At 73.0% G+C, this 18,233-nt stretch carries 14 protein-coding genes; 3 read left to right on the top strand and 11 right to left on the bottom strand.

The window, feature by feature from the left end; translation table 11 throughout:
• Positions 1 to 59 precede the first annotated feature (59 nt).
• Positions 60 to 1,007 carry a 2-hydroxyacid dehydrogenase gene (locus IF19_RS0122620; protein ID WP_030117176.1) on the bottom strand — a complete coding sequence of 316 codons (948 nt, stop codon included), beginning with the start codon at positions 1,005 to 1,007 and terminating at the stop codon, positions 60 to 62.
• Positions 1,008 to 1,171: 164 nt separating this feature from the next.
• On the opposite strand from IF19_RS0122620, the gene IF19_RS0122615 reads away from it, so the two are divergent.
• The 3 genes from IF19_RS0122615 (at position 1,172) to IF19_RS0122605 (ending at position 3,977) form a co-directional block, all read left to right on the top strand.
• Positions 1,172 to 2,128, top strand: coding sequence for an aldo/keto reductase (locus IF19_RS0122615; protein ID WP_030198060.1), 957 nt, complete (start codon positions 1,172 to 1,174; stop codon positions 2,126 to 2,128).
• Positions 2,129 to 2,342: 214 nt separating this feature from the next.
• A complete protein-coding gene (locus IF19_RS0122610) occupies positions 2,343 to 3,551 on the top strand; it encodes a PQQ-dependent sugar dehydrogenase (RefSeq protein WP_030117178.1) in 1,209 nt (402 codons plus the stop codon).
• 39 nt (positions 3,552 to 3,590) lie between these two features.
• Entirely contained in the window at positions 3,591 to 3,977 is a 387-nt protein-coding gene (locus IF19_RS0122605; protein ID WP_030121059.1) for a DUF6191 domain-containing protein, read from the top strand.
• Positions 3,978 to 4,198: 221 nt separating this feature from the next.
• Here IF19_RS0122605 and IF19_RS0122600 read toward each other — a convergent pair whose 3' ends face one another.
• The 10 genes from IF19_RS0122600 to gatC all read right to left on the bottom strand — a co-directional run bounded on the left by IF19_RS0122600 (position 4,199) and on the right by gatC (position 18,166).
• A complete protein-coding gene (locus IF19_RS0122600; RefSeq protein ID WP_030121058.1) occupies positions 4,199 to 7,348 on the bottom strand; it encodes a helix-turn-helix transcriptional regulator in 3,150 nt (1,049 codons plus the stop codon).
• A 242-nt stretch (positions 7,349 to 7,590) separates the two neighbouring features.
• Positions 7,591 to 7,767, bottom strand: coding sequence for a hypothetical protein (locus IF19_RS1000000137780; protein WP_167345088.1), 177 nt, complete (start codon positions 7,765 to 7,767; stop codon positions 7,591 to 7,593).
• 292 nt (positions 7,768 to 8,059) lie between these two features.
• Entirely contained in the window at positions 8,060 to 8,617 is a 558-nt protein-coding gene (locus IF19_RS0122590; RefSeq protein ID WP_030117182.1) for a GNAT family N-acetyltransferase, read from the bottom strand.
• Positions 8,595 to 10,832 carry an MMPL family transporter gene (locus IF19_RS0122585; protein ID WP_030117183.1) on the bottom strand — a complete coding sequence of 746 codons (2,238 nt, stop codon included), beginning with the start codon at positions 10,830 to 10,832 and terminating at the stop codon, positions 8,595 to 8,597. The genes IF19_RS0122590 and IF19_RS0122585 overlap by 23 nt, the downstream gene beginning before the upstream one ends.
• 190 nt (positions 10,833 to 11,022) lie before the next feature.
• Complete coding sequence (locus IF19_RS0122580; protein WP_030117184.1) at positions 11,023 to 13,125, bottom strand: phosphocholine-specific phospholipase C; 2,103 nt, start codon at positions 13,123 to 13,125, stop codon at positions 11,023 to 11,025.
• A 145-nt stretch (positions 13,126 to 13,270) separates the two neighbouring features.
• A complete protein-coding gene (locus IF19_RS0122575; RefSeq protein ID WP_032748587.1) occupies positions 13,271 to 14,530 on the bottom strand; it encodes an SLC13 family permease in 1,260 nt (419 codons plus the stop codon).
• Positions 14,531 to 14,606: 76 nt separating this feature from the next.
• A complete protein-coding gene (gene gatB / locus IF19_RS0122570; protein WP_030117187.1) occupies positions 14,607 to 16,115 on the bottom strand; it encodes an Asp-tRNA(Asn)/Glu-tRNA(Gln) amidotransferase subunit GatB in 1,509 nt (502 codons plus the stop codon).
• 16 nt (positions 16,116 to 16,131) lie between these two features.
• The gene (locus tag IF19_RS0122565; protein ID WP_030117188.1) at positions 16,132 to 16,365 is read right to left on the bottom strand and encodes a hypothetical protein; all 234 of its coding nucleotides are present in this window, start codon (positions 16,363 to 16,365) and stop codon (positions 16,132 to 16,134) included.
• 5 nt (positions 16,366 to 16,370) lie between these two features.
• Positions 16,371 to 17,864, bottom strand: coding sequence for an Asp-tRNA(Asn)/Glu-tRNA(Gln) amidotransferase subunit GatA (gatA, locus tag IF19_RS0122560; protein WP_030277864.1), 1,494 nt, complete (start codon positions 17,862 to 17,864; stop codon positions 16,371 to 16,373).
• 5 nt (positions 17,865 to 17,869) lie between these two features.
• The gene (gatC, locus tag IF19_RS0122555; RefSeq protein WP_003966094.1) at positions 17,870 to 18,166 is read right to left on the bottom strand and encodes an Asp-tRNA(Asn)/Glu-tRNA(Gln) amidotransferase subunit GatC; all 297 of its coding nucleotides are present in this window, start codon (positions 18,164 to 18,166) and stop codon (positions 17,870 to 17,872) included.
• Between the last annotated feature and the right edge of the window lie 67 nt (positions 18,167 to 18,233).

The raw sequence follows: 18,233 nt of genomic DNA, 5'->3' as shown, positions 1-18,233 counted from the left end.
CGAGGTGAGCGGCACTGTGCGCATCCGGACCGCCCCGTAGCGTGGCTTCCGGAGGTCGTTCAGCCGGTGGTGCGGACGACGTTCTCCACCGGCTCCCCGGCGGCGAAGCGGGTGAGCTGTGCGGCCAGCAGCCGCTTGGCGCGCGGTTCGAACGCCGAGGTGCTGCCGCCCACATGAGGCGTGATCAAGACATTCGGAGCATGCCAGAGAGGATGGCCGGCCGGGAGGGGTTCCGGGTCGGTCACGTCGAGCGCCGCCCGCAGGCGCCCGGACTCCAGTTCGGCCAGCAGGGCCTTGGTGTCGACGACTCCGCCGCGTGCCACGTTGACGAGGAGGGCGCCGTCGGGCATCGCGGCGAGGAACTCGGCGTCCACCAGCCCGCGCGTCGAGGGGTTCAACGGGGTGGAGAGGATCACGACGTCGGACTCCGGCAGCAGGGCGGGCAGTTCGTCGAGCGCCTGTACGGGACCGCGCGCGGAGGCCCGGGCGGAGCGCGCGACGCGTGCGACCCGCGCGCACTCGAACGGCGCGAGCCGGTCCTCGATGGCCGAGCCGATGGAGCCGTACCCCACGATGAGGACGGACTTGTCGGCGAGCGCCGGGTAGAAGCCGGAGCGCCACTCCTCCGCGTCCTGGCCGTGGACGAACCCGGGGATGCCGCGCAGGGAGGCCAGGACCAGCGCGAGCGTCAACTCGGCGGTGGACGCCTCGTGGACGCCCTTGGCGTTGCAGAGCCGCACCCCCGGGGGCAGCGAACCGAGGCCGGGCTCCACGTGGTCGATCCCGGCGGAGAGCGTCTGCACCACCTGGACGCCGCGCATCTTTGCGAGCGGACGCACCGCGACCTCGGGCCCCTTCATGTAGGGCACGACGTAGTAGGCGCAGTCGGCGGGGTCACCGGGGTAGTCCGGTTCGCCGTCCCAGAAGCGGTAGTCGAGGCCCTCGGGGAGCCCGTCGATCTCCTCGGCCGGGAAGGGCAGCCACACAGCGGAAGTCGTCGCAGTCATGGTCGGAAGGCTATGCGACCGGCATACGGGTGCTCCAGGACGGCTGCGCGAGGAGCCGGGCAGGCCAGCGGCTACTTTGGGGTTGCGGTACGGCCCCGTGACCGCGCGTACGAGGGAGGTTCGGGGAGTTGGAGCGCAGGACTATCGGGGCGGCGGGGCTTGCCGTGGGCGCCGTCGGGCTGGGCTGCATGCCGATGAGCTGGGGCTACAGCGCGTCGCAGCAACTCGGCGACCGCTCGGTGCGGACGGTGCACGCGGCGCTGGACGCGGGCGTCCGGCTGCTCGACACCGCCGACATGTACGGCCCGTTCACCAATGAGCTGCTGGTGGGGCGGGCGTTGAAGGGCCGCCGCGAGGAGGCGTTCGTCTCCACGAAGTGCGGGCTGCTGGTGGGCGACGGGCACATCGTGGCCAACGGCAGGCCGGGGTACGTCCGTCGGGCCTGCGACGCCTCGCTCAGAAGGCTCCAGACCGATGTGATCGATCTGTACCAGCTCCACCGGGCCGACCCCGAGGTGCCGGTGGAGGAGACCTGGGGCGCGATGGCGGAGCTGGTCTCGGCGGGCAAGGTGCGGTCGCTGGGGTTGTGCGCGGTGGGGGCGCGAGCCTCGCGCCGGTCGACGGCGGACCTGTATGAGGGAACGATCCGGCAGTTGGAGCGGATCCAGCAGATCTTCCCGGTCAGCGCCGTCGAGGCGGAGCTGTCGGTGTGGTCGCGGCAGGCGCTGGCGGAGCTGCTGCCGTGGTGCGTGGCGCGCGGGGTGGGGCTGCTGGCGGCGATGCCGCTGGGCAGCGGGTACCTGACCGGGACGCTGAAGCCGGGGCAGGGCTTCGAGCCGGAGGACCTGCGGGCGCGGCACCCCCGGTTCACGGCGGAGGTGATGGCGGCGAACCAGCCGGTGGTGGCCGGTCTGCGGCGGGTCGCGGAGCGCCGCGGGGCGACCGTGGCCCAGGTGGCGCTGGCCTGGGTGCTGCGTCAGGGGCCGCACGTGGTGCCGGTGCCGGGGGCGAAGCGGGAGCGGTGGGCGGTGGAGAACGCCGGGGCGGACCGCGTGGTCCTGGAGGACCGGGACCTGGCGGAGATCGACGCGCTTCCGGCCGCGCGGGAGTCGTGGGACTGAGGGGTGCGCCGCGCGGGCGCGGTGCCGTTTCCCGCTGTACGCGTGCGTCGGGCGGGCCACCGGCGTACGGGTGCCGCCGCCGCGATCGGCGTCGCACCGGGCGGCGCGGTCCGGGCGGCGGGAGAATGGGCGGATCGGGAACTCCTGGGCCGGGTGAGCGTCTGTACACGGTGTGGGAGCGGGTAGTCGGGCAACCGTCGAAAGGATCGATTCCGTGCGTGGTGCTCTGTTCGGACCTGTGCAGCCCCCGGCCGTGCGCAGAGGGGCGGTGGCCGCGCTGGCGTCGGCCGCCCTGCTGCTGACCGCCGCGTGTTCCGGCGACGGGGGCGGGGGCTCGTCCGGGCAGCCGGCGTCCCCGACCGCCTCGGGGAGTTCCGCTCCCCCGGCGTCCCCGAGCCGGTCGGCCGAGCCGCCGCCCGCCCAGGGGTCGGCCGAGGTCGTCTCGACGCTGACGGAGAAGCTGAAGTCGCCCTGGGGGCTGGCCGCGCTGCCCGGCGGCGATCTGCTGGTCTCCTCGCGCGACGAGGGCACGGTCCACCGGATCGACGGCGAGAGCGGGAAGCAGACGCTGCTGGGGTCGGTGCCCGGGGTGTCGGCGTCCGGCGAGGGCGGGCTGCTCGGGCTCGCCGTCTCCTCGACGTTCGGCGCGGACCCGCTGGTGTACGCGTACTTCACCACCGCGTCCGACAACCGGATCGTCCGGATGAGCTACGACGAGAAGCGCCCGGCGGGCCGGCAGCTCGGGGCCCCCGACACCGTGCTGCGCGGCATTCCGAAGGGCAGCGTCCACAACGGCGGCCGGATCGCCTTCGGCCCGGACAAGATGCTGTACGCGGGGACGGGTGAGACCGGGGACACCGGGCTGGCCCAGGACAAGGAGTCGCTCGCGGGCAAGATCCTGCGGATGACCCCCGACGGCGAGCCGGTGCACGGCAATCCGGAGGCGGACTCGGTGGTGTACTCGTACGGCCACCGCAATGTGCAGGGGCTCGCCTGGGACAAGGACAAGCGGCTGTGGGCCGCCGAGTTCGGGCAGGACACCTGGGACGAGCTGAACCTGATCGAGCCCGGCGGGAACTACGGCTGGCCCGAGGTCGAGGGCAAGAAGGGCGAGGCCGGTTTCATCGACCCGGTGGCCCAGTGGAAGACCTCGGAGGCGTCGCCCAGCGGTATCGCGTACGCGAAGGGCTCGATCTGGATGGCCGGGCTGCGCGGCGAGCGGCTGTGGCGGATTCCGCTCTCCGGTGACAGCGCGAAGGAACCTTATGCGGAGCCCCAGGCGTTCCTGGAGGAGGAGCACGGCCGCCTGCGCACCGTGGTGAGTGCGGGGAGCGACCGCCTGTGGCTGGTCACCAGCAACACGGACGGACGGGGCACGCCGAAGTCCGGGGGCGACAGGGTCCTCCGGGTGGAGGTGGAGTAGCCCGGCCGCCCGCGCGGCATGTCGGAGGGAGCACGGCCGGTGTTCAATTTCTTCGAGGAGCTGTTCGCTCCGGGGCGCAAGCACACCTCGGACGAGCGGCGGCGGCTGGAGCTGAGCCGGGTGGATCTCGGCGTCGGCGATCCGGACCGGGGGCCGATAGACCTCACTTCCGGCAAGGTCACCGTCCGGGTCCCGGCGCGCGACGGCGCCTTTGGGCAGGACGCCGGCCCACCGGCGGCGAACGGCCCGGTCGGCGACGCGCGGGCCCCCGAGGGCGACGCGCGGGCCGGGGAGTGCGGTTCCGGGCCCGGGGAGCGCGGTGCGGGGCAGGCCGTGCCCGAGCAGGACGCCGCGCTCGACCGGCCCCGCCCCGGGAAGCCCGTGAGCGGCCCGGAGCGCCGGGCCGAGGAGGACTCGGAGGAGTAGCGGGCCGACCGGGTCCACCGGGCCTCACACCACCGGGGCCGACCGGGTCCCCCGGGGCCCTGGGCGTGTACGGCGGCCGGGACCGCATGGCTCCGAGGGCTGCCCTGGAAGGCACGGTCCGGCGGCCGGCCGGGTCCATCGGGGCCGACCGGGCCCGCCGGATCCCTGTGCCGGGCGGGGCGACCCCCGGGCTCCGGGTGGGGCCCGGGGCCCGGCGGTTCCTACGCCGCCGGGTAGAGCCGCAGGCGGTGGGCGAGGGCGGCCGCCTCGCCCCGGGTGGAGACACCCAGCTTGGCCAGGATGTTGGAGACGTGCACGCTCGCGGTCTTCGGCGAGATGAACAGTTCCTCCGCGATCCGGCGGTTCGTGTGTCCCGCCGCGACCAGCCGGTGCACGTCCTGCTCGCGCGGGGTCAGCCCGAAGGAGGCGACGGCAGCGATCGCCGGGTCCTCCTCGTCCGGCCGCGGCTGCCCGGGGCCGGTTCCGGCCGGCACGCCGGTGAGGACGGCCGGGTGGGTCCCGCCGTCGGCGCCGGGCGCCGTGCCGGAGCCGTCGAGCGTGATGCGGGCGCGGGCCGCGAGCTGGTCGACCGCCTCGGCCAGCGGGCGGGCGCCGAGTCTCCGGGCGGTCTTTGACGCGCGGTGCAGCAGGACCGTGGCGGTGGTCCGGCCGCCGGGGGCGATCAGCAGGGACTCGGCCCAGCGGCGGTGGATCTGCGCCAGTTGGTACGGGCGGCTCAGCGGGTCGAACGCCTCGGCGGCCCGCGCCCAGTGCGCGGGCGTGTCGACGCCCTCGGCGCGGGCCAGCTCGGCCTCGATGAACACCCCGTAGGCTGCCCACACGGGCACGAGCGCCGGGAGGACCTTCACGCACCGGCGGATCAGGGCGAGCAGTGCCGGACGGTCCGCTTCGGCGGCGGGCAGCCCGCGCGCGTCGGCCTCGATCATGGCGGCGGTCCGGAGCAGCGGCAGGGCGTAGCGCTGGGTGCCGAGCGGAAATCCGGGTTCGGCCAGCTCCTCGAAAGCGGTCCGGGCCTCGGCGAGCCGGCCCTGCGACGCGGCCAGCACCATGCCGTGGCGGACCGGGTCGATCAGATGCTGGTGCTGCGGGTCGCGGTGCCCGAAGTGCTTGCGGACCAGGGCGAGCAGGTCTTCCGCCTCGGCCAGGTTTCCTCGTTCCACGGCGAGTTCGGTGTGGCGGAGGGCGGCCACCCCCTTCCCCTTCTGGCCGAGCGCCAGCCGGGTGGCCGACGCGGCGGCGGCCTCGCTCTGGTCCCAGTGCCCGAGGGAGAACAGGGACTGGGCCTGGTTGGCGTACACCCAGGCGCCCGAGTCGGCCAGGCCGTGGCTGTGGCAGATCTCGATGCCGTGGTCGGCGGCGGCGACGGCCTCCAGCGAACGGCCCATCGCCTCCAGCGAGGAGGGCAGGTTGACGCTGACCCGGCCGAGCAGGTTCATCAGGTGCAGCTTCTCCGCGCGCTCCCGGACGGCGTACATCTCGGCGAGGCCGTCGTCGACGCCGCCGGCGTCCGCGGTGAGCCAGCCCCGGGTGAGGCGGGCGTGCAGTTCGATGTACTCGTCGCCGACGAGCCGGGCGTACTCCACCGCGCGGTCGCTGTCCGCGAGCGCCTCGGGGCCCGGCCGGCGCAGCGCCTTCCAACTGGCCACGTTGGTCAGGACGTCGGCCTGCACGGGGGACGGGGGCAGCCCGCGCACCAGCTCCAGCGCGGTGGCCAGCTCCGCCCAGCCGTCGCCCTTGTCGAGCGCCTGCACCAGCCGGCTGCGCTGCACCAGGAACCACGCCTCGCGCAGCGGGTCGGCCTCGGCGGCCAGGACCCGCATGGCCTTCTTGGTAATGGCCAGGGCGCGTGTGCGGTCGCCGCCGAAGTGGGCGGCGACGGTGGCCTCGGCCATCACGTCCAGGTAGCGCAGCGGGGTGTTGTCGGGGTCGCAGCCGTAGCCCGGGTAGACCTCCGCGTAGTCGAGGGGGCGCAGGGAGGCGCGTACCGCGTCGGGCACGTCGTCCCACAGCTCCATCGCCCGCTCCAGGAGCCGCAGTTGCTCGGAGTAGGCGTACCGGCGGCGGGCCTCGACGGCGGCGCGGAGGACGGCGGGCAGGGCCTTGGCGGCGTCGTGGGCGGCGTACCAGTAGCTGGCGAGGCGGGTGGCCCGCTCGTCGTCGCGGACGAGGGCGGGGTCCGCCTCCAGGGCTTCGGCGTACCGGCGGTTGACGCGGGTGCGCTCGCCGGGCAGCAGGTCGTCGCTGACGGCCTCGCGGACGAGGGAGTGGCGGAAGCGGTAGGCGTCGTTGTCGGGTGCGGGGCGCAGGAGGTGGGCGCCCACGGCCGCGCGCAGGGCCTCGTCGAGTTCGACCTCGCCCAGTCCGGCGACGGCGGCCAGCAGTTCGTGCTCGACAAAGGAGCCGCCCTCGGCGACGATGCGGGCGATCCGCTGGGCGTGTTCGGGCAGCGCCTCCACGCGGACGAGCAGCAGGTCGCGGAGGGATTCGGTCAGCCCGGAGCTGTCGCCGCAGCACTCCAGGGAGCGGGCCAGTTCCTCGACGAAGAAGGCGTTGCCGTCGGACCGTTCGAAGATCTCGTCGACGAGCGCGGGCTCGGGGGTCTCGGCGAGGATGCCGGTGAGCTGGCGGCCGACCTCGTCGTGGCTGAACCGGTCGAGTTCGAGGCGGGCGACGGTGCGCAGCCGGTCCAGTTCGGCGAGGAGGGGGCGCAGCGGGTGGCGGCGGTGGAGGTCGTCGGCGCGGTAGGTGCCGACGACCATCAGGCGGCCCGCGGCGAGGGTGCGGAAGAGGTAGGCGAGCAGGTGCCGGGTCGAGGCGTCCGCCCAGTGCAGGTCCTCCAGGACGAGGACGACCGCCCGGTCGGCGGAGACCCTTTCCAGCAGACGGGCGGTGAGTTCGAAGAGGCGGGCCGTGCTGTGTTCGTCGGTGGCGTCGCGGTGGGCCTCGCCCAGCTCGGGCAGGAGGCGGGCCAGCTCGCCCTCCTGCCCGGCGCAGGCGGCGGCCATCTCCTCGGGCAGGGCCCGGCCCAGGGCGCGCAGGGCGGCCGGGAAAGGGGCGAACGGCAGTCCGTCGGCCCCGATCTCGACGCACGATCCGACCGCGACGACGGCGTCGCGCCGCTCGGCGGTCGTGACGAACTGCTCGACCAGCCGGGTCTTGCCGACACCCGCCTCGCCGCCGATCAGCAGCGCCTGCGGCTCACCGGACGCGGCCCGCCCGAGTGCCTCGGTGAGCAGGGCGAGCTCCTCGCCTCGGCCGACGAAAACGGGGCTGACTGACCTGGTCTCCACGCCGCCGAGCATCGCATAGGTGTACGAGGGTGCGGGAGCTTTTTCGCGGACGGTGATCATGGCCTCGCCGACCGCTCCGGGCGCTCCGGGCCCGGTCCGCGCCACTCCCGACGCCACCGGACCGGACGCCACCGCACCGGACGGTCCCAGCCCGGCCGTCACCGGCCCCGACTGCCCCGGCCCGGACGGCCCCGGTACGGACGCCGCCGCCCCCGACGGCCCCGGCCCCGCCGCGCCCCGTACGGAAGGGGCGTCGGCGGGGCCGGGGCCGGACACGCGGTCTGTCCCGGACCGGCTCACCGTCAGGCGGCCGGGGCGAAGCGGGCGCGGTCGTCCTCCCTCACCCGACCCCTCGGGTCATGGCGTCCGATGCGGCGGGCGGCCCGGCGGGCGAGACGGGCCCGGCCCAGCTCGCGCTCGGCGTCGGCCCGGCGGATCAGCTCGGCGGAGGCGGTGCGGTAGATCTCGTACTCGTACATGAGGTGCTCCCTGACGGCGACCGTGGCAGCGGACCGGTGGGGCGGTTCCGGCCGGTCGGCCGGGCCCTGTGTCCGCTGCGGTTCCACTGTCGTCCGCGGGGAGGGTGCGGCGCATCGGGCGAGTTCCGCATCTTCGCGGGGGCGGGGGCCTTAGGGTGCTCTCGGCGTGCCGGCTCCAGGCCCTCGTACTGGACGTACTCGGGTCTGGGGCCGGTGCGGCGAGAGTGCGCGCATGGCGTCGTGAGGCAGACGGGAATGGTCAGACAGGCCCTACGACACCCCGGCGCGCGGGTCAGCGGCCCGTGCGGGCCTTCCACTCCGGGGCGAGGACGGACCAGATCTCGGAGTCGTGGCGGACGCCCTGGTAGAGGTAGTTCTGCCGGATCACCCCGTCACGGGTCATCCCGAGCCGCTTCGCCACCGCGATCGACCTGGTGTTCGCCGCCGAGGCGTCCCACTCCACGCGGTGCATGCCGCGTTCGTACACCGCCCAGTCGATCAGCCGCTCGGCGGCCCGGGTGATCAGGCCCCGGCCCTGGGCGGCGGGCTCCAGCCAGACGCCGATCTCGCAGTTGCCGGACGCCGTGTCGAAGATCCGGAAGAGGACGCCGCCGACGAGGGTGCCCTCCAGCCAGATGCCGTACAGCCGTCCGGTGTCCGCCGCCTGCTTCTCCGCGTACCGCCGGAGCAGGGCGCGGGCCGATTCCCGGTCGGTGGCGAAGGAGGCGAAGGGGATCCAGGGGTCGACCAGCTCGCGGGCCCGGTCCATGTGGGCGAGGAACTCCTCGTCCTGCCAGACCTCCAGCGGTCGCAGCTCCGCCTTGTCGTCACCCAGGGATATGGCGAACATCGTGCTCCTCCTCCGTCCGCGCGGCACCTTCCGTGGCGCGCGTCCCCGGGATCCTCGCACGGAGCGGTACGCAGTCGGGCGGCTCGATGGAGATCCGGGGCAGCCGCTTCTCCAGCCAGCCCGGCAGCCACCAGTTGGCCCCGCCGAGCATGTGCATCAGGGCGGGCACCAGCAGGGTGCGCAGGACGAAGGCGTCCAGGGCGACGGCGGTGGCCAGCGCGATGCCGAACATGGCGATGACCCGGTCGCCGCTGAGCACGAAGGCGAGGAAGACGGAGATCATGATCACGGCGGCCGAGTTGATGACCCGGCCGGTCTCCGCGAGCCCGACCCGGACGGCCCTCCGGTTGTCGCCCGTCTCCAGCCACTCCTCGTACATCCGGCCGACCAGGAAGACCTGGTAGTCCATCGAGAGGCCGAAGAGGACGGAGACCATGATCACGGGGAGGAAGGGTTCGATGGGTCCGGCGCTGCCGAGGCCGAGCAGTTCGCTGCCCCAGCCCCACTGGAAGACCGCGACGACGACGCCGAAGGAGGAGGCGACGGCGGCCACGTTCATCACGGCGGCCTTGAGTGGGATGCCGATGGAGCGGAAGGCCAGGAGGAGCAGCAGGCAGCCGAGTCCGATGACGACCCCGACGAACAGGGGCAGCTTCCCGACGATGATCTCGGCGAAGTCGTCGTAGCTCGCCGTCACCCCGCCGACGTGGGCCTCCAGCGAGGTGTCGGCCGTGACCGGCGGCAGGACGTCGCCCCGGATGCGGTCGACCAGCTCGCTGGTGTCCTGCGACTGCGGCGAGGAGTCGGGGACGACGGTGAGGAAGGCCGTGTCGCCGGGGCCGTTGTACGTGACCGGGCTGACGGAGGCCACGCCCTCGGTGGTCCGCAGCGTCCCGGGCAGCGCGTCCAGGGCCAGCCGGTCGTCCGCGCCGTCGAGCTGGGCGGCGATGGTGAGCGGGCCGTTGACGCCCGGCCCGAAGCCGTCCGCGAGGAGGTCGTACGCCTGCCGGGTGGTGGCGGTGGCCGGGTTGTTGCCCTGGTCGGAGGTGCCGAGGTGGAGGCCGAGGGCGGGGAGGGCGAGGACGGCCATGACGACGGCCGCGACGGCGCCGAGCAGCTTGGGGTGGCGTTCGACGAAGGCGGACCAGCGGGCGGCGAAGCCGGTGGGGAGTTCCGGGCGGGGGCCGTGTTCGGCGAGCTGGCGGCGTTCCCGGCGGCTGAGCGCCCGCATGCCGATGAGGGAGAGCAGCGCGGGCAGCAGGGTGACCGAGGCGAGCACGGTGAGGACGACGGTGAGCGAGGCGGCGATGGCGACGCCGTTGAGGAAGCCGAGCCGCAGGATGAGCATGCCGAGCAGGGCGATGCAGACGGTGGCACCGGCGAAGACGACGGCGCGGCCGGTGGTCGCCACGGCGTTCTGGGCGGCTTCGGGCACGGACATGCCGCGTTTGAGCCCTCTGCGGTGCCGGGTGACGATGAACAGCGCGTAGTCGATGCCCACGCCGAGCCCGATGAGCATGCCGAGCATGGGCGCGAAGTCGGCGACGGTCATCAGATGGCCGAGCAGCACGATGCCCGCGTAGGCCGTGCCCACGGAGACCAGGGCGGTGGCGATGGGCAGCAGGCTGGCGGCGAGCGAGCCGAAGGCGAGGAAGAGGACCACGGCGGCGACGAGGACGCCGACGCCCTCCGCGAAATGGACGGAGGGGGCTTCGGTGAGGGCGACGGCGGTGCCGCCCAGTTCGACCTGGAGCCCGTCGCTCTCGGCCGCCTTCGCGGTGTCGACGACGGCCCGGGCCTGGGAGACGGGGATCTCGTCGGCGGGGCGGTCGAAGGTGACCGTGGCGTAGGCGGTGCGGCCGTCCTCGCTGATCTGGCCGGGGCCCGTTCCCCCGTACGGGCCGGTGACCGCGCCGACGCCCGGCAGTTCGTCGATCGCGTGGAGCGTGCGGGTCATGGTCTGTTCGACGTCGGCGGCGCGGACGGTGGATCCGGCGGTGTGCCAGACCACGGTGTCGGTGTCGCCGCCGAGGTCGGTGAAGCCGCGCGCGAGGAGTTCGGTGGCCCGGCCGGACTCGGTGCCGGGGACCTCGTAGTCGTTGGAGTACGCGGAGCCCGCGAACCCGGCCGCAGCAGAGGTCCCGCCGAGCGCGGCCAGCCAGATGAGAACGGCGACGAGACGGTGCCTGATGCACCAGCGGGCGATGGCAGCCAACGGACGAGCTCCCTGCGGGTTCGTGGACCTTTACCCACAGATAACGCGATCTGCCCGTAAACGTCTCATGACCTGAGAACGCCACTCTGACAGCACTAGATGATCCTTTGTCCGTTTCGTGGCCATGGTCACAGGGCCTGATCCGCCCTTTACACGGGACGGATCAGACCCTGCGGCCGGCCGGACCGGGTCAGCCGGAGACGCTCGCTCGGCCGTTCTCGATGTGGCCCATCAGCCGCCGCCGGAAGCCGTCCTCGCCCTCGGCGGTGACGTCGAGGTCGTACCAGCCGTGGGCGTCGGCCGCCGAGTGCACCAGCGACCGGCTGCGTCCCGGCTTGACCGTGACACGGCGGGTCCAGTCGCGTACGTCGTCCTCGTCCACATAGCCCAGCGGCCGCACCAGGAAGGTCAGGGGCCGGCGGCCGGTGTTGCGCAGGGTGAGGTGGATGTCGCGGTCGCGGTGGTCGATGCGGCTGGTGACCTCCGCTCCCCCGTCGGCCGGCCCGGCGAACTCGCGCCGGAAGCCGTTCGGCCCGGTGACCGTGAAGCGGTACGCGTCCCCGGTCACCGGCACGGTCCAGTGCGCGCGGCCCCGGACGTCCCGGTGCTGCGGGGCCGGGAACTCGCCGGCGTACGGGTACAGCGCGAAGTGCGCCGAGGACCGGCCGGTGTTGTCCAGCTCCACGCGGAGCCCGCCGTGCGCCCTGCGGGCCTCCGCGTCCGGCTGGTACGGCAGCGGGCGCGCCGGGCGTACGCCGGGCTCCTGCTCGGGCAGGTGCTGGACGGCGGGCGGCTTGGGCTGCCAGCGTCCGCTGAGCGGCGGGATCGCGCCGGGCCGCTCGACGGCGGGCTGCCGGCGGGCCCGGGTGAAGTCGAAGGCGGAGGTGAGGTCGCCGGTGACGCGGCGCCGCCACTCCCCGATGTTGGGCTCCTTCACGCCGGTCCAGCGCTCCAGGAAGCGGATGACGGAGGTGTGGTCGAAGACCTCGGAGCAGACGTACCCGCCGACGGTCCACGGCGAGACGACCAGCATCGGCACCCGGATGCCGAGCCCGGTCGGGCGGCCCTCCCACTGCTCCTCGGTCACCTCGGGGGGTGCGACGGGCGGCGGGACGTGGTCGAAGAAGCCGTCGTTCTCGTCGTAGTTGATCAGCACGGCGGTGTGCCGCCAGACGTCGGGATGCTTGCCGAGCGCGTCGAGGATCTTGTAGACGATCGTGGCGCTGTGCACCGGCGAGGAGACGCTCGGGTGCTCGGAGTCGATCGCCGAGGGGACCAGGTAGGAGACCTCCGGGAGCGTCCCGGCGGCCACGTCCTTGGCGAACTCGTCGGCCAGGGTGCCGGTCGGGACCCGGCGCAGCCCCCGCTCGAAGAGGCTGCGCTCCCGCTTCGTGAGCGTGGCGACGCCCTCGTCCAGCAGCCCGAGGAGCCGGGTGCGCTCGGTCTCGGAGGCGCCGCGGACCTTGGCGTAGAAGGACTCCATGAAGGTGTGGCCGCCGGTCTTGGCCAGGGCCTTGCGGGCGACGGCCTTGAAGGTGGCGTAGAACTCGATCTGGTTGTCGGTGAAGTTCTCCCACTCGGTGTACGTCCGCCAGCTGCGGCCCGCCTTCTCCAGCCGCTCGGCGTAGGTGGACCAGTCGTAGCCGGGGTGGGTGCCCTCGTTGTAGGCGTCGTTGCCGACGGCCCGCTTCCCGTTCGGCTCGAAGCCGGTCTTTCCGCTCCAGAGGTGGTTGCGGTTGGGGCTGGTGGAGGTGTGGATGGAGGAGTGGTAGGCGTCGCAGACGGTGAACGTGTCGGCGAGCTCGTAGTGGAGCGGGATGTCGCGGCGGTCGTAGTACGCCATGGTGGCGGCGGTCTTGGCGCTGATCCAGCCGTTCATCCAGCCGCCGCCCCAGGCTTTCGCCCCGCCGTTCCAGGAGTGGTCGAGGGCGCCGATGTACTGGAGGTCCTTCTTCTGCTCCGCGGCGGCCTCGCGCACCGGGAAGGGCAGCACGGTGGAGCCGGCCGCGTCGGGCTGCTCGAACACCGTGCCGCCGGTGGGCAGCTCGACGGCGTTGCGGTCGCCGAAGCCGCGTACGCCGCGCAGGGTGCCGAAGTAGTGGTCGAAAGAACGGTTCTCCTGCATGAGGATCACCACGTGCTTGATCGACCCCAGTCCGCCGGACCCCGCGTGGGCGGGCTGCGCGGCGATGGCGGCCTGGAGCGAGGGCGGCAGGAACGATCCGGCCGCAGCGGCGCCGAGTGCGCCGCCGCCCAGCGCGAAGAGCCGTCGCCGTGACATGTCCGTGGTCAAAGGAGCCTCCTGGTTCCGGTGGTTACAGCCGGGAAGCTAGTCACGTCAGGTGGCCTCGGGAAGGACTCCGTACGGCCCGGTGGTGAACGTCCAAGAGGTCGGACGATAAGTCCAACCTCTCCCCCGCACCCCGGTGCGGCCCGCCTCACACCCCGATGAGGTGCAGCGACGCCCAGAGCGCGAGGGTGGAGGCCAGGAGCGTCACCGGGACGGTCGCGAGACCGAGCCGGGTGAAGTGGCCCAGTTCGGGGGTGTCGCCGTGGGTGTGCAGGATGCGCCGCCACAGGAGGGTCGCCAGCGATCCGACGTAGGTGAGGTTGGGCCCGATGTTGACCCCGATCAGGGCGGCGAGCAGCGGTCCGGGTCCGGCGGCCGCGACGATCGGCAGCAGGGCGAGGATCGCGGGCAGGTTGTTGATCAGGTTGGCGAGCAGCGCCGCGACGACGGCGACGCCGAGCAGGGCGGGCAGGGTGTGGCCGTCGGGCAGCAGGGCGGCGATCCCGTCGCCGAGCCCGTTGTCGACGACGGCCTTGACGACGACGCCGAGCGCGAGGACGAAGAGGCAGAACAGCGGGTTGGCCGAGCGGACCACGGCGAGCGGCGTGGTCTCCCGCTTGGCGAGCGCCCGTACGGCGAGCACCAGGGCCCCCGCCAGCGCCGCCCACAGCGGTTCGGCCCCCGCGAACGAGGTGACGACGAACCCGGCCAGGGTCAGCGCCAGGACGACGAGGGTGAAGACGGGGACGGGCGTGCGCTCCGCCCCGGGATCCGGCGCGTGCGCCCCGGCGGCCAGGTCGGCGCGGAACGCGCGGCGGAAGACGGCGTACTCGAGGGCGACGGCGGCGAGCCACGGCAGCGCCATCAGCGCGGCGAAGCGGGTGAAGGAGAGGCCGCTCGCGGTGAACGCCAGGAGGTTGGTGAGGTTGGAGACGGGGAGCAGCAGGGAGGCGGAGTTGGCCAGGTGCGCGCAGGCGTAGACGTACGGGCGGGGGCGTGCGCCGACCCGGGCGGCGGTGGCGAGGACGACCGGGGTGAGCAGGACGACGGTGGCGTCCAGGCTGAGGACGGCGGTGACGATCGAGGCGACGGCGAAGACGCCGCCGAGCAGCGGCCGGGTCTGTCCCCGGCAGGCGCGGGCCACCAGGTCGCCGGCGGCCCGGAACAGCCCCTCGTCGGCGCAGAGCTGGGCCAGTACGAGGATGGCGGCGAGGAACCCGACGACGGGCAGCAGCTCCTCGACCTGTCCCCGGGCCTCGGGCCAGGACACCGCCCCCAGGGCCACCACGAGCACGGCGGCGGGCACGGCGACGGTCGCCTCCGGCAGCCCCCGGGGGCGCAGCACGGCGAAGGCGAGGACGCCCAGGAGCAGGGCGAAGGAGACGAGCTCGGCGGCGACGGTGTTCAGGACGGTCTCTCAGGATGGGTGGAGGGGCGGTGCGCCCGCCGTACGGGTGCACCGCCCCTCCGGGACGATCGGGGCGTCAGCCCTCGACGCCGAGCTTCTCCAGGATCAGCTCGCGCACGCGCGCGGCGTCGGCCTGGCCGCGGGTGGCCTTCATGACCGCGCCGACGAGCGCGCCCGCCGCCGCGACCTTGCCGCCGCGGATCTTGTCCGCGATGGCCGCGTTGCCCGCGATGGCCTCGTCCACGGCCGTGGACAGCGCGCCCTCGTCCGAGACGACCTTCAGGCCGCGCTTCTCGACGACGGTGTCCGGGTCGCCCTCGCCCGCGAGGACGCCCTCGATGACCTGGCGGGCCAGCTTGTCGTTGAGGTCGCCCGCGGCGACGAGCGCGGCCACCCGGGCGACCTGCGCCGGGGTGATCGGCAGCTCGTCCAGACCGCGGCCGGTCTCGTTGGCGTTGCGGGCCAGCTCGCCCATCCACCACTTGCGGGCCTGGTCCGCAGGGGCGCCCGCCTCGATGGTGGCGACGATCAGGTCGACCGCGCCCGCGTTGAGGATGGACTGCATGTCGTGGTCGGAGACGCCCCACTCCTCCTTGAGCCGCGCCCGGCGGACCCGGGGCAGCTCGGGGAGGCCCTTGCGCAGCTCCTCGACCCACGCGCGCGCGGGCGCGACGGGGACCAGGTCCGGCTCGGGGAAGTAGCGGTAGTCCTCGGCGTTGTCCTTGATGCGGCCGGCCGTGGTGGAGCCGTCCTCCTCGTGGAAGTGCCGGGTCTCCTGCACGATCGTGCCGCCCGAGGACAGCACGGCGGCGTGGCGCTGGATCTCGAAGCGCGCGGCCCGCTCGACGGAGCGCAGCGAGTTCACGTTCTTCGTCTCGGAGCGGGTGCCGAACTTCTCGGTGCCGTTGGGGCGCAGCGACAGGTTGACGTCGCAGCGCATCTGGCCCATCTCCATGCGCGCCTCGGAGACCCCGAGGGCCTTGATCAGCTCGCGCAGCTCGGCGACGTACGCCTTGGCGACCTCGGGGGCGCGGGCTCCGGCCCCCTCGATCGGCTTGGTGACGATCTCGATGAGCGGGATGCCGGCCCGGTTGTAGTCGAGCAGGGAGTGGGACGCGCCGTGGATACGGCCGGTGGCGCCGCCGACGTGCGTCGACTTGCCGGTGTCCTCCTCCATGTGGGCGCGCTCGATCTCCACCCGGAAGATCTCCCCGTCCTCCAGCTGGACGTCCAGATAGCCGTTGAAGGCGATCGGCTCGTCGTACTGGGAGGTCTGGAAGTTCTTCGGCATGTCCGGATAGAAGTAGTTCTTCCGGGCGAAGCGGCACCATTCGGCGATCTCGCAGTGGAGCGCGAGACCGATCTTGATGGCCGACTCCACGCCGATCTCGTTGACGACCGGCAGCGCGCCGGGCAGTCCGAGGCAAACCGGGCAGGTCTGGGAGTTGGCGTCCTGCTTCAGCTCGGTGGAGCAGCCGCAGAACATCTTGGTCTTGGTGCCGAGCTCGACATGGACCTCAAGGCCCATGACGGGGTCGTAGGACGCGAGCGCGTCCTCGTACGACACCAGGTCGGTGACAGTCACGGTGAAACTTTCCCTCTCAGCCCAGCAGAACGTCTTCGTCGCCGAGACGCTTCAGTTCGCGATAGAGGATCGCGAGTCCGGTGACGATGGCGGCCGCGGAGACGGCCGCGTCGACGAGCCGCAGCACGTCGTTGTCCTGGCGGGCGAGCTTCGCCTGCTTGGCGATGCTGATCGCGCCGAACGCGGTACTGCCGAGCGAGACGTACAGCCCGGTCTTGGACTTCTTGAAGTTACTGGCCTTCTTTGCCATGGCACTCACAGCGACGGAGCCTCCTCAAGCAGCGGGTGCCCCCACTTTTCCACGAAGGCGGCCTCGACGGCGGATCCGACCTTGTAGAGCCGGTCGTCCTTCATGGCGGGGGCGATGATCTGCAGTCCGACCGGCAGGCCGTCCTCCGGGGCCAGGCCGCAGGGCAGCGACATGGCGGAGTTGCCGGCCAGGTTGGTGGGGATGGTGCACAGGTCCGCGAGGTACATCGCCATCGGGTCGTCGGCGCGCTCGCCGATCGGGAAGGCGGTGGTCGGGGTCGTCGGGGAGACGATCACGTCGACCTGCTCGAAGGCCTTCTCGAAGTCCTGGGTGATGAGGGTGCGGACCTTCTGGGCGGAGCCGTAGTACGCGTCGTAGTAGCCGGAGCTGAGCGCGTACGTGCCCAGGATGACGCGGCGCTTCACCTCGTCGCCGAAGCCGGCCTCGCGGGTGAGCGCGGTGACGTCCTCGGCCGAGCGGGTGCCGTCGTCGCCGACCCGAAGCCCGTAGCGCATGGCGTCGAAGCGGGCCAGGTTGGAGGAGCACTCGGACGGGGCGATCAGGTAGTACGCGGAGAGCGCCAGGTCGAAGGACGGGCAGTCCAGCTCGACGATCGTGGCACCCAGCGACTTCAGTAGCTCGACCGACTCGTCGAACCGCTTCAGGACGCCGGCCTGGTAGCCCTCGCCGCGGAACTGCTTGACGACGCCGACGCGCATGCCCTCGACGGAGCCGTTGCGGGCGGCCTCGACGACCGGCGGGACCGGGGCGTCGATGGAGGTGGAGTCCATCGGGTCGTGCCCGGCGATGGCCTCGTGGAGCAGCGCCGCGTCCAGGACCGTGCGGGCGCAGGGCCCGCCCTGGTCGAGGGAGGACGAGAAGGCGACCATGCCGTAGCGGGAGACGCCGCCGTAGGTGGGCTTGACGCCGACGGTGCCGGTGACGGCGGCGGGCTGGCGGATCGAGCCGCCGGTGTCCGTGCCGATGGCGAGCGGGGCCTCGTAGGAGGCGAGGGCGGCGGAGGAGCCGCCGCCGGAGCCGCCGGGGATGCGGGTGAGGTCCCAGGGGTTGCCGGTGGGGCCGTAGGCGCTGTTCTCGGTGGAGGACCCCATGGCGAACTCGTCCATGTTGGTCTTGCCGAGGATGACGACGTCGGCGGCGCGCAGCTTCCGCGTGAGCGTCGCGTCGTACGGCGGGACCCAGCCTTCGAGGATCTTGGAGCCGACGGTGGTCGGCATGTCCTTCGTGGTGAAGATGTCCTTGAGGGCGAGCGGGACGCCGGCCAGCGGGCCGAGCTTCTCGCCCGCCTCGCGCTTGGCGTCCACGGCGCGGGCCTGCGCGAGCGCGCCCTCACGGTCGATGTGGAGGAAGGCGTGGACCTTCTCGTCGACGGCGTCGATCCGGGCCAGGTGGGCCTCGGCGACCTCGACGGCGGTCAGCTCGCCGGAGGCGATCTTCGCGGCGATCTCGGCCGCGGTGAGCTTGATGATGTCCGTCATGACGGTTAGTCCTCCCCCAGGATCTGCGGCACCTTGAAACGCTGCTGCTCCTGGGCCGGGGCGCCGGAGAGCGCCTGCGCGGGGGTGAGCGACGGACGGACCTCATCCGCGCGCATGACGTTGGTCAGCGGCAGCGGGTGGGAGGTCGGCGGTACGTCTTGGTCGGCGACCTCGGAGACGCGGGCGACCGCGCCGATGATGTCGTCGAGCTGACCGGCGAAGTGATCGAGCTCTTCGCCCTTCAGCTCCAGACGCGCCAGCCGGGCGAGGTGGGCGACCTCCTCGCGCGTGATGCCAGGCATGCAGCGATCCTCAGGGGTTGGTGTGTGGTTGTGGCTGGGGGTGGGTGGCACATTTCCACCGTCCGTC

This window comes from Streptomyces californicus (assembly GCF_000717645.1).
Lineage (GTDB): Bacteria > Actinomycetota > Actinomycetes > Streptomycetales > Streptomycetaceae > Streptomyces > Streptomyces californicus.
Note: the sequence above shows the minus strand (reverse complement) of the source record. Positions and strands in the feature narration are given on the sequence as shown.

Excerpts from the sequence above, each read along its gene's own strand:
- IF19_RS0122620 (WP_030117176.1), bottom strand. The coding sequence starts at position 1,007 with ATGACTGCGACGACTTCCGCTGTGTGGCTGCCCTTCCCGGCCGAGGAG.
- IF19_RS0122600 (WP_030121058.1), bottom strand. The coding sequence starts at position 7,348 with ATGATCACCGTCCGCGAAAAAGCTCCCGCACCCTCGTACACCTATGCG.
- IF19_RS1000000137780 (WP_167345088.1), bottom strand. The coding sequence starts at position 7,767 with ATGTACGAGTACGAGATCTACCGCACCGCCTCCGCCGAGCTGATCCGC.
- IF19_RS0122590 (WP_030117182.1), bottom strand. The coding sequence starts at position 8,617 with ATGTTCGCCATATCCCTGGGTGACGACAAGGCGGAGCTGCGACCGCTG.
- IF19_RS0122565 (WP_030117188.1), bottom strand. The coding sequence starts at position 16,365 with ATGGCAAAGAAGGCCAGTAACTTCAAGAAGTCCAAGACCGGGCTGTAC.
- gatA (WP_030277864.1), bottom strand. The coding sequence starts at position 17,864 with ATGACGGACATCATCAAGCTCACCGCGGCCGAGATCGCCGCGAAGATC.
- gatC (WP_003966094.1), bottom strand. The coding sequence starts at position 18,166 with ATGCCTGGCATCACGCGCGAGGAGGTCGCCCACCTCGCCCGGCTGGCG.